This window comes from Actinosynnema sp., from assembly GCF_052038725.1.
Map to the genome: position 1 here is coordinate 1 of NZ_JBQGCX010001281.1, position 9,608 is coordinate 9,608.

General features: G+C 73.7%; 10 protein-coding genes. 5 read left to right on the top strand and 5 right to left on the bottom strand.

The window, feature by feature from the left end; translation table 11 throughout:
• Nucleotides 1–152: 152 nt before the first annotated feature.
• The gene (locus ACTUAL_RS27035; RefSeq protein WP_440902220.1) at nucleotides 153–2,765 is read right to left on the bottom strand and encodes a transglycosylase domain-containing protein; all 2,613 of its coding nucleotides are present in this window, start codon (nucleotides 2,763–2,765) and stop codon (nucleotides 153–155) included.
• A 254-nt stretch (nucleotides 2,766–3,019) separates the two neighbouring features.
• Between ACTUAL_RS27035 and ACTUAL_RS27040 the strand changes: the two genes are divergently transcribed.
• Nucleotides 3,020–3,313: a WhiB family transcriptional regulator gene (locus ACTUAL_RS27040; RefSeq protein ID WP_012782868.1), complete on the top strand. Its 294-nt coding sequence runs from the start codon at nucleotides 3,020–3,022 to the stop codon at nucleotides 3,311–3,313.
• A gap of 24 nt (nucleotides 3,314–3,337) precedes the next feature.
• Here ACTUAL_RS27040 and ACTUAL_RS27045 read toward each other — a convergent pair whose 3' ends face one another.
• From ACTUAL_RS27045 to ACTUAL_RS27055, 3 genes are all read right to left on the bottom strand, one after another.
• Nucleotides 3,338–4,462, bottom strand: a complete 1,125-nt coding sequence (locus ACTUAL_RS27045; protein ID WP_440902221.1) for an ArsA family ATPase — start codon at nucleotides 4,460–4,462, stop codon at nucleotides 3,338–3,340.
• The gene (locus tag ACTUAL_RS27050; protein ID WP_096491099.1) at nucleotides 4,459–5,451 is read right to left on the bottom strand and encodes an ArsA-related P-loop ATPase; all 993 of its coding nucleotides are present in this window, start codon (nucleotides 5,449–5,451) and stop codon (nucleotides 4,459–4,461) included. The genes ACTUAL_RS27045 and ACTUAL_RS27050 overlap by 4 nt, the downstream gene beginning before the upstream one ends.
• A gap of 231 nt (nucleotides 5,452–5,682) precedes the next feature.
• Nucleotides 5,683–5,952 (bottom strand): hypothetical protein, encoded by a 270-nt coding sequence (locus ACTUAL_RS27055; protein WP_012782871.1) that lies wholly within the window; start codon nucleotides 5,950–5,952, stop codon nucleotides 5,683–5,685.
• 558 nt (nucleotides 5,953–6,510) lie between these two features.
• Here ACTUAL_RS27055 and ACTUAL_RS27060 point away from each other — a divergent pair.
• The 4 genes from ACTUAL_RS27060 to ACTUAL_RS27075 are packed head-to-tail and all read left to right on the top strand — an operon-like array spanning nucleotide 6,511 to nucleotide 9,017.
• Nucleotides 6,511–6,666: a DUF4177 domain-containing protein gene (locus ACTUAL_RS27060; RefSeq protein WP_012782872.1), complete on the top strand. Its 156-nt coding sequence runs from the start codon at nucleotides 6,511–6,513 to the stop codon at nucleotides 6,664–6,666.
• Nucleotides 6,663–7,121, top strand: a complete 459-nt coding sequence (locus tag ACTUAL_RS27065; protein ID WP_440902222.1) for a RidA family protein — start codon at nucleotides 6,663–6,665, stop codon at nucleotides 7,119–7,121. Before ACTUAL_RS27060 ends, ACTUAL_RS27065 begins: the two co-directional genes overlap by 4 nt.
• 1 nt (nucleotide 7,122) lies before the next feature.
• Complete coding sequence (locus ACTUAL_RS27070) at nucleotides 7,123–7,734, top strand: hypothetical protein (protein WP_096491101.1); 612 nt, start codon at nucleotides 7,123–7,125, stop codon at nucleotides 7,732–7,734.
• A 38-nt stretch (nucleotides 7,735–7,772) separates the two neighbouring features.
• A complete protein-coding gene (locus tag ACTUAL_RS27075) occupies nucleotides 7,773–9,017 on the top strand; it encodes a hypothetical protein (protein WP_440902223.1) in 1,245 nt (414 codons plus the stop codon).
• Nucleotides 9,018–9,033: 16 nt separating this feature from the next.
• Here ACTUAL_RS27075 and ACTUAL_RS27080 read toward each other — a convergent pair.
• The coding region (locus ACTUAL_RS27080; protein ID WP_440902224.1) for a hypothetical protein at nucleotides 9,034–9,608 on the bottom strand (575 nt) is incomplete at its 5' end.

The following is a 9,608-nucleotide window of genomic DNA, read 5'->3' on the forward strand; positions in this document are numbered from 1 at the left end:
GCCGAGCACGGCGGGGATGACGCCGGCCTGGCAGGCCAGCTTTCGTGCCGCGCCCGCGCTGAGGGGGGTGGCGGCCACGGCGTCGCCGTTGCTGTCGAGCAGGGTCGCGGGGCCGGTGGCGCCAAGGAGGGTGGCCAGGTCCATGGTCACGATCACGGTGGCCGGGGTGCCGCCGTGGCGGGGCAGCCGGTCGGGGTCGAGGCGTTCGAGCAGCTGGCACAGCGCCTCGCCCCACACCGCTCCCGAGGGCCGGCGCCGCACCACCGGCTCACGGGTCGGGGGGGTCTGGTGGGTGTGGTCGGTCCGCCCGGCTGCCCCGGCGTCCCCGGTGTCCCGCCGCCCGGTTGACCGCCGGGCTGTGTCGGCTGGCTGGGCTGCTCGGGCTGCCCCTGGGTGGGCGGCTGCTGCGGCGACTGCTGGGTCGGCGCGGGCGGCGGCACGTAGCCGGTGCTCACCAGCAGCGTGATCAGCGTGCCCTGCAGGGCGCTGCCGCGCGGCGTCTGGCTCACCACGGTCCCCTTGGCCTGCGCGGAGTTCCGGCTCTGCTGGGTCACCTTGTACCCGGCCTCCTGAAGCACCCTGGTGGCGTCGTTGACGCTCTTGCCCACCACGTCCGGCACCCGGATCTCGTCGCCGCCCTTGAGGTAGCGCGGCTCCACCTTCGGCAGCTGCCGCACCGGCAGCCCCTCGTGGATCTGCGCCATGGTGTCGAACCAGGTCCGCGCGGGCACCGTGCCGCCGTAGATGTCGCCGTTCGCGCACAGCCTCGGCTTGCCGGTCACGCAGATCGGCTGCGGGTTGGGGCCGTCGTTGTAGGTCTGCACCGCGCCCGCGTAGTCGAGCGTGGCCCCGATGAACGCCGCCGACTTGTAGTCCTCGGTCGTGCCGGTCTTGCCCAGCATCGGCCGGGTCCACTTGGCGTTGCGCGCCGCGACCGCCGCCGTGCCCGCGCCCTGGTCGTCCTTGGACATGCCCACCGCGAGCCCGTTGGCGAGCTGCTCGTTGACCACCTGCTCGCACGGGGCCTCGTTGACCGGCACGGCCTCCCCGTCGCGGTCGAGCACTTCGGCCACCGGCGTCGGCGGGCACCAGGTGCCGCCGCTGATGATGGTCGCCGCCACGTTCGCCAGCTCCAGCGTGCTCACCGACGCCGGGCCGAGCGTGAACGAGGCGTTCCCGCCGTCCTGCTTGTAGAACTCGCTCTGCGACACCCGCAGCTCGCGCTGCTTGGACCTCGGGTCCGGCGGGGTGCCGGAGATGTTGGTGGCCATCGTCTCGCGCATCCCCAGCCGCGAGGCCATGTCCACCACCGGGTCCATGCCCAGGCGCTCCTCCAGGATGACGAACCCGGTGTTCGGCGAGGTCTGGAGCGCCTGCTGGAGCGACATCTGCGAGGAGTAGGTGGAGGAGGCGTTGCCGAGGCAGTACCAGCGGGTGTTCGGCTCGCCGGTGCTGCGGCAGCGGTTCCCGCCGCCCTTGAACACGCGCGACTCGTAGAACGTCGGGGTGGGGATGACGTTCTCGATCCCCATGCCCTTCTCCAGCGCGGCGGCGGCGGTGAAGGTCTTGTAGACCGATCCCGCGCCGAACTTGTTCTCCACCCCGCTCGGCAGGTCGAACTGGGTCTGGAACTGGTCGGCCTTGAGCCCGTAGTCGCGGTTCGCGACCAGCGCGACGACCTCGTGGCTCTCCTTGCCCGGCCGCACGATCGCCATCGTGTTGGCGATCCCGCTGGTGTCCTTGGCGACCTGCCCCTCGGCCGCGCGCTTGGCCTTCTGGGTGATGTCGCGGTCGAGCGTGGTGCGCACCGTGTAGCCGCCGATCTTCAGCTGCTCGATGCTGAAACCGTTGCGCTCCAAGTACTCCACGACGTACGAGCAGAAGAACCCGTTCTCCGGGCCCGCGCCCACGCAGCCGTTGGGCGGGGTGCGCACCGGCTCGGCCAGGCCCAGCGGCTCGCGCTTGGCCTCGAAGGCCGCGTCGCGCGAGAGCTTGTCGTTCTCGACCATCTTGTCGATCACCTGGTTGCGCCGTTCCAGCGCCTTCTCCGGGAACACCTCGGGATCGAGCGCGGACGGGCTGTTGACCATCCCGGCCAGCATCGCGGACTGCGCGACGGTCAACTTGTCCGCGGTGGTGTTGAAGTAGGCCTGCGAGGCGGCGGCGATGCCGTAGATCGTCGAACCGAACGGGACGACGTTCAAGTAGCGGGCGAGGATTTCCTCCTTGCCCAGTTTCCGCTCCAGTTGCAACGAGATGCGCGCCTCGCGCATTTTGCGCGCGATCGTCTGTTCTTGCGCCTTCTGCTGTTCGACCTTGTTGTTCCGCGCGACCACGTGGACAAGATAATTTTTCACGTACTGCTGGGTGAGCGTGGAGGCACCCTGGGTGACCGATCCGCTGAACTGGTTGGTCAGCGCGGCGCGCGTCGTGCCCTTCCAGTCCACGCCCTGGTGCTCGTAGAACCGGCGGTCCTCGACCGAGACGAGGGCCGCCTTCATCGTGGGGGAGATGTCCTCCGGTGGGACCAGCACCCGGTACTGGTCGTACAGGTACGCGATCGGCGCGCCGTCCCGGTCCGTGATCGTCGTGATCAGCGGTGGGTCGGTCGTCACCAGGTCCGAGGAGATGCTGTCGACGGTGTCGCTCGCCTGGTTCGACACCACGCCCAGCGCGCCGACGGCGGGGAACAACGCGCCCGCCAGCAGGACGCCCGCCAGCACGCACAGGCCGAGCAGTTTCAGCACGCTGTTCCTGACTCGCACGTGGATCAGCGTAGCCGGGACCGGAACGAGTGATCAGGCTCAAGTAACACCATTACCCGGGATGAGTACTCGTACTCAAGACAGGTAACAGGTGCGCATCCCAGGGTTGGAGGTGGAACCGGAACGCTCTACAGTCCGTCAACGTCCAGGGACAGCAGCCGACGGCGGGCCACTTCGGTGGCGAGCCTACGGCATCCGCGGCAGGGGTGTGGCGGATTTCGAACCGGACACTGTGTGAACCAGAGGTGGGGGATATGCAGCAGCAGGGGGATTGGCGGATCAAGGCGGCGTGCCGTGATGGGGAGCCCGATCAGCTCTTCGTCCGGGGGGCCGAACAGCGCAAGGTGAAGGTCGTGTGCCTGGGTTGCCCGGTGCGCACCGAGTGCCTCGCCGAAGCGCTGGACAACCGGATCGAGTTCGGCGTGTGGGGCGGGATGACCGAGCGCGAGCGCAGGGCGCTGCTGAAGCGGCGACCGGACGTGACGTCGTGGCTCGAACTGCTCGACTCCGCGCGCACGGACCACTACGAGGAGTCGGCAGCGGGCTGATCGCGCCGCGCCGACCAGAGGTTCCTACTCGCCCGCCAGCCGGCGGCCGATCTCGCGCAGACCGTCCAGGTCGTGCACGTCGGTTGGCAGGGCGGGAACCCCGACCAGGGGAACACCGGGGTGCGCACGGGTGAACCGCGCCAGCAGCCGCTTCTCGCGGTCCGCGACGGCGACCCGGTCCGAGTGCACCCGGAGGACGGCGGAGGCCAGCGACGGCCCGCCCGCCCGCTCCTCCAGCCGGTCCGCGGCGGCCTCGGCGCCCGCCGGGGCCAGACCGGCCAGCACCGGGTGGGTCCGGTTCGCCACCAGCCCGGCCAGCGGCATCTCCTCGGCGGAGAGCCGCTCCACGAAGTAGCTGGCCTCCCGCAGCGCGTCCGGTTCGGCCGCCGCGACCACCAGGAACTCCGTCCCCGGTGAGCGCAGCAGCTCGTAGGTCGCCTGGGCGCGCTGCCGGAAGCCGCCGAACATGCTGTCGAACGCTTGCACGAACGTGGACGCGTCCTGGAGCAGCTGACCGCCGACGATCGTCGACACGGCCTTCGTGAACAGGGTGAACCCGGTCCCGACGATCTTCATGATGCCCCGGCCGCCCGCGCGCGCGGGCGCCGACAGCATCTTGATCAGCTTGCCGTCGAGCACCGTCGACAGCCGCTGCGGCGCGTCCAGGAAGTCCAGCGCCGACCGGCTCGGCGGGGTGTCCACCACCACCAGGTCCCACTCGTCGCGCGCCACGAGCTGGCCCAGCTTCTCCATCGCCATGTACTCCTGCGTGCCGGAGAACGAGGTGGAGATCGTCTGGTAGAAGGGGTTGGCCAGGATCTGCTGGGCCCGCTCCCGGCCCGCGTGCGCCAGCACCATGTCGTCGAACGTGCGGCGCATGTCCAGCATCATCGCGTGCAGCTCGCCGTCGGGCTCGAAGCCCTCGACGACCACCGGCCTCGGCGAGTTGTCCAGCTCGCGCAGCCCCAGCGACTGGGCCAGCCTGCGCGCCGGGTCGATGGTGAGCACCACCGCGCGCCTGCCGCGCTCGGCGGCCCGCAGCGCCAGCGCCGCCGCCGTGGTGGTCTTGCCCACGCCGCCGGACCCGCAGCACACCAGCACCCTGGTCGTCGGGTCGTCCAGCAGCGCGTCCACGTCCAGCCCGTTCACCGCACCCCCCGCTCGACCAGCGACTCGGCCAGCTCGTAGAGGGCGGCCACGTCCACGCCCCCGGTCAGCTCGGGCAGCTCCAGCGTCGGCAGGTCCGCCTCCGCGAGCTTGTCCTTCGCGCGCGCCTCGGCCAGCACCCGCTGCGCGTGGTCGGCGGTCTGCTCGACCAGCCCGGCCAGGTCCTCGTCGGGCACGTCCAGCCCGGCCTCCGCGAGCCCCTCCCGCAGCCCGGCCGGGTCGACCCCGCCCTCGGCGGCCTTGAGCACCGCGTCCGGGGGCAGCCGGTGCGGGCGCGCCCGGTTCACGAACACCGCGCCCGGCCGCAGGTCGGCGCCGTCCAGCTCGGCCACCGCGTCCAGCGTCTCGCGCACCGGCATCTCCTCCAGCAGCGACACCAGGTGCACGGCGGTGTCGCCGGAGTGCAGCAGCGCGACCACGCCCTCGCTCTGCCCCTTGATCGGCCCGACCTTCGCCAGGTCGGCCATCGCGCGGGTCACGTCCAGGAACCGCACCACCCGGCCGGTCGGCGGCGCGTCCAGCACCACGGCGTCGTACTCGTGGCGGCCGGACCTGCCGACCCGGCGCACGCACTCCTTGACCTTGCCGGTGAGCAGCACGTCCCGCAGGCCCGGCGCGAGCGTTGTGGCGAACTCGATCGCGCCCATCCGGCGCAGCGTCCGCCCGGCGAAGCCCAGGTTGTAGAACATGGCCAGGTACTCCAGCAGCGCGGCCTCGGGGTCCACCGCGAGCGCCCGCACCTCCCCGCCGCCCGGCGCGGACGCGATCCGCTCCTCGGAGTAGGGCAGCGGCGGGCGGTCGAACAGCTGGGCGAGGCCCTGGCGGTTCTCCACCTCGACGAGCAGCACCCGGCGACCCCCGGTCGCCAGCGCCAGCGCGAGCGCCGCGGCGACGGTGGTCTTCCCGGTCCCGCCCTTGCCGGTCACGACGTGCAGCCGCGCGCGGGAGAGTTCGTCGGTCCAGCCGGTCACCGGATCAGCCTATGCGCGCTCCCCGCCACTCCGCCGGGCGGTGCGCGATCACCGATCGAGATCACTCCCGTGATCGTCCGCCCCGGACCGGTCGGTCGGCGGTGGTCGGTCGGGTGGCGGCCGGGTGGTGGCCGGGTCGGCCAGGGGGTCGGCCGGGGGCGGTCGGCCGGTGCTCGGTCGGCGGTGGTCCGCGGTCGGCCGGGGCGCCGACCGAGGAGCGGGCTCCGGCGCTCAGTCGGCGGTGGTCAGGAAGACGATCGCCAGCGCGGTCGCGGCGACCAGCGCCCAGGCCACCGTGGACGGCAGCCAGAGCGCGATCAGCAGCGCGACGGCCGCCACCGCGACCAGCCCGACCAGCGCCGCGCGCAGCACCTGCGCGTGCTTGGCGTCCCGCTCCGAGCGCCGTCTGACGCGGTCGCGCACCTGCGCCATGCCGACCAGCACCAGCACCAGACCGCCGACGATGAAGGCGCCGGTGGCCACGACCCGCCAGGTCTCCACACCGATCAAGGTAGCCCCGCGCGCAGGGGGTGCGGAACGGCGGAAGGGGCACGTGACCCGGACGGTCGGGCAGCGCCGAGGGGGCGCGCCGCCGATCGGGGGAGCCGGGGTCCGCCATTCCGGACAGCCACGTCATCCCCCGGACGGGCGTCCCGCGTTCGCGTCAACCGTGCGTCCGCGGTGGGGCGCGGTCACCGCCGGTGCCCGACCCGCGGGCGGTGCGCGCGGATCGGTGGGGGCGACGCGCGACCCGGCGGCCGTTGCGAGAGCAAAACGAAGATCGTTCGGGAAGCCGCCGCGGACCCCGGAGCCGATCACCGCGCCACCGCCCCGCCGACCCGGCGGCGCGCGGCCCGCGATCACCCGGACGGCAAAGCCCCAGCGCAACCCCCGCGTCACCGGCGGACCCCCGCGCCGCGCCGCCGCGCGGACGATCAGCGGACCGCCCGCCGACGCCCGCGCGCCCGCCCGCTGCTCCACCCGCCGCACCCCGCTCCCCCCGCCGCCGACCCCCGGTCTCGGGCGCGCCGGGACCGCCGCGGCGGCTAGGCTCCCGTCATGCAGAAGTGGGAGTACGCCACAGTTCCCCTGTTGACCCACGCCACCAAGCAGATCCTTGACCAGTGGGGCGAGGACGGCTGGGAGCTGGTCAGCGTGCTGACGGGCCCGACCGGCGAGCAGCACGTCGCCTACCTGAAGCGGCCCAAGTCGTGACCTGGACCGACCGCCTCGCCGAGCTGGGCGCCCGGCTGCCGGAGGTGGCCGCCCCGGTGGCCGCCTACGTGCCCGCCGTGCGCACCGGCTCGCTCGTGTTCACCTCCGGCCAGCTGCCGTTCGTCGACGGCGCGCTCGCCGCCACCGGCAAGGTCGGCGCCGAGGTGAGCCCCGAGGAGGCCAAGGCCCACGCCCGGACCTGCGCGCACAACGCGCTCGCCGCCGTGCACGCCCTCGTCGGGATCGACTCGGTGGCCCGCGTCGTCAAGGTGGTCGGCTTCGTCGCCTCCGCCGACGGCTTCACCGGGCAGCCCGCCGTCGTCAACGGCGCCTCCGAGTTCCTCGGCGAGGTCTTCGGCGACGCGGGCGCGCACGCCAGGTCCGCGGTCGGGGTGGCCGAGCTGCCGCTGGGCGCCCCCGTCGAGGTCGAGCTGGTCGTCGAGATCCGGGAGTGAGATGTCGGACACGCTGCACGAGCTGCTGCTGAGGTTGTCGGGGAGGCTCCCCGACGACGTCATGTGGCGGTTCCGGGACTGGGCCGCGACCGACGCCGTGTCCGTCCTGGCCCGCACCCTGCCCCGCACCCTGCTGCACGACCGGATCGGCCTGACCGACCACGAGCAGCGGCTGCTGGAGAGCGCCCTGGTGCCGCACGGCGCGGACCGCGCGGCCACGAGCTCCATCCGGGCGCTGGACGAGCTGCCCGAGACCGACTTCGCCTTCACCCCGGAGTCGCCCGACCGGGCGGCGATGGGCGACTCGGCGACGGTCGTGCTCGGCGCGACCCTGCGCGGCAGGCCGGGGGTCGGCGAGGTCCGCTCCGCCTGGCGCCGGGTCGGCGGCAAGAACGGGAGGACCAACCGGGTCATCCTGGTCACCGCCACGTCCGGCTGCGCGCGCCTCGCGGGCGAGCTGCAGCGCGTGCTGCGGGCGCTCGGCGAGCACGACCCCTGCGTGGAGGTCCTGCCCGCCGGGCTCGAACCGCCGCCCTACCACCGGGCGGCGTTGGCGTCCTCGGAGCTGGTGTGCACCGGCGCCGAGGACGACGGACACCTGGTGACCGTCTGATGGTCGCCGCTGCGGAGCGGGCCGGAAGGAGAACAGGCGTGGCGCAAGACGGAACGGGACTGCCCGTCCGCCTGCACGACCTCCTGTTGGCGCTGGCGGGCCGCGTTGACGACGACGCGCTCGCCCAGGCGCGGGAGATGCTGGCGGTCTCGGAGCTGGACCGCGCGGTCGACCACGTGGTCGGCTGCCTGATCGCCGGGCGCATCCCGGTCAAGGCCGAGGAGCGCGAGGAGCTGGCCGCGCTGCTGGGCGAGGTCCGCTCGGACCCGCTGCTGGCCGACCGGTTGCTGGCCGTGGAGACGTTGCCGCACATCAGGCACCGGTTCACGGCCGACTCGGACCCGACGAAGGACCTGGCCGACGTGCTGGGCCGGACCGCGTCGGCGCTGCCCGACGTGCGCTCGGTGCGCTGCACGTGGCGCTCCAGCCCGGCGGGCGCGACACCGGGGCCGCTGCCGCAGCGCGTGGTCCTGGTGGACATCGGCCCCAAGGGCTTCCCGACCGCCACCGCGTACCGGTTGGACGCGGTGCTGCGGAAGGCGGGCATCCGGGCCTCGGTGGAGGTGCTCACCGTCGGCAAGCCGATGAACGAGTACCACGCCGCGGCGTCGTCGTCCTCGCGCGAGGTCTACTTCCCCTCGGCGCCGCTCGGCGCCAAGGGCGAGGCGCCGGACAACGCCGCCTGGTTCGACGGCGAGGTCCGGGACAAGGCACCGGTCATCGAGCCGGAACCGGTGCCTGCCGACGACAACCAGACCGGCTCGACCAAGTCCCGACGTGGCCGCGACGAGGCGTTCGAGGCGATCCAGCCGTTCCCCCCGAAGCCGGTCAAGCGCACCGCCGCGCGCGACCAGGCCCAGAAGGAGGAACCGGCCCCGCCCGCGGCGCCCAAGCAGCAGGCCCCGCCGCCGCCCCCGCCTCCACCGCCGGTGGCGCCCCCGCCTGCCCCGAAGGCGGCGCCCGCGCCCCCTCCGGTGGTCCCGGTGGCGCCCCCGGTCGCCCCGCCGCCCTCCCTGCCCGAGGACTCCCCGTTCTCGCGCGCCGAGGTGACGATGGAGCTCAACCCGGAGGACCTGGCGGCGCTCCAGGCGGCGCTGGCCGACGGGCAGGCGCCCGCCTCGGTCAACCTGCCGCCGACCGTGGACGCCAAGCTGAGCGACCGCGAGCGGGCACTGCTCCAGCAGCTGCACGAGGAACTGGCCCAGCGGGAGCAGCAGACCTGGCCGGGTGGGGCGGAGTACGTCAACGGCGTGCCCAAGCCCAACAACGGCAAGTTCTCCTGACCCGCGCCTCCGGGGCCTAGTCAGCCAGGCCCCGGAGGTCGGTCACCAGCGCGGCCCTGCGCGCCCGGTCGAGCCGCCGGTAGGGCGTCGACGCGGCCAGGTCCGTCACCCGCTCGTCCTCGCTCGCCGAGCGGCGCCCCGCTGCCGGGTGCACCGCCGTCCTGTGCGCGGTTGCGCGGCGCACGGCTGCCTGGCGCACGGCCGCGTGGTGCGCGTCCGCGCGCTGCCAGCGCAGCGCCCGCAGCAGGTCGAACAGCCTGGCCTGCGGCGACGGCCCGGTGCGCGCGGCGGCCATCGGGTGCTCCACCACCAGCTCGACCACCGGCGGGTCCGGCCACAACCCCTCCACCACCTCGGCGTGCGCCGCGTTCACCGCGCGCAGGAACTCCGCGCACCTCGGCGTCGCCCGCACGTCCTCGCCCACCACCAGCCACTCCCGGTCGGTCAGCGCGGCCACCAGGCCCGGCGTGCGGCGGTGCAGCGCGCGCACCACCCCCAGCGGCGCCGGACCGCGCGCCAGCAGGCTCGCCAGGTCGGCCAGCACCCGCACGTGCGGCGACCGGACCCCCGACGCGGCCAGCAGCGCCGCCC